Below are 785 nucleotides of genomic sequence, written 5' to 3'. Positions count from 1 at the left end.
AACAAGGCCAATGGGAAAAGTTAAACCTTTATTGCCAAATAATCAACCCCAAAAATTTACTTGACCCCAAAAATACAAAAATATTTACAGCTTTAAAATATTTATTTTTAGAAAAACAAATATCTCATCCGTGGGACAAACCCACTACAAAACCCATTATTATCAAAGAGTTATTAACATATTTACAAACTAATTTCCCCCAAGATAATTTTACTTTAGATTCTTTAAATTATTTAAATGATGATTTTAATAACCAAAATAATACTCATTTTTTAGACAATCTAAAACATACCTACACCCAAGAAAAACTATTTCAACAATTAATAAAAATCATTAGCCCAACATACGAAAACCAAGACCCTTACCACAAAAATTTATATTACCAAGAAATATTTGATAAATTAAGAAATTTTATCTCTTCAATCCCCCACAAAAACGATAAAACACACTTTACTTTAAACCAAATGGCCTCTTTACATCCTGAATTTTTTGATACCGATCAACAATCAAAACAAAAAATCCAAGAAGAATATTACCGTTTATCAGAAACTTTTAAAGGACTCAACCAATCCACAAAAGGATTCAAAAAAGGCCAAATCATAACTATTGGGGGGTATACTGGATTAGGTAAAACAACTTTTGTCTATAATCTTCTTTTAGATATAGCAAAAACCAAACACAAAGAAATATCTCATTATCCTCATATTTTGGTATTTTCTTATGAAATGACCTTAGAAGAAAATTTAAATCGTTTATTAGCCCACCAAACTCAAATTCCTCTAGAT

1 protein-coding gene is annotated in these 785 nt (G+C 28.0%); it reads left to right on the top strand.

Annotation, left to right across the window (positions count from 1 at the left end; genetic code table 11):
- Nucleotides 1–785, top strand: a 785-nt coding sequence (locus OL66_RS02635; RefSeq protein WP_034172348.1) for a DnaB-like helicase C-terminal domain-containing protein, incomplete at both ends; no start/stop codon positions are given.

Origin of the sequence: Chrysanthemum yellows phytoplasma, from assembly GCF_000803325.1 — a bacterium.
Taxonomy (GTDB): Bacteria; Bacillota_I; Bacilli_A; order Acholeplasmatales; family Acholeplasmataceae; genus Phytoplasma; species Phytoplasma asteris.
Note: the sequence above shows the minus strand (reverse complement) of the source record. Positions and strands in the feature narration are given on the sequence as shown.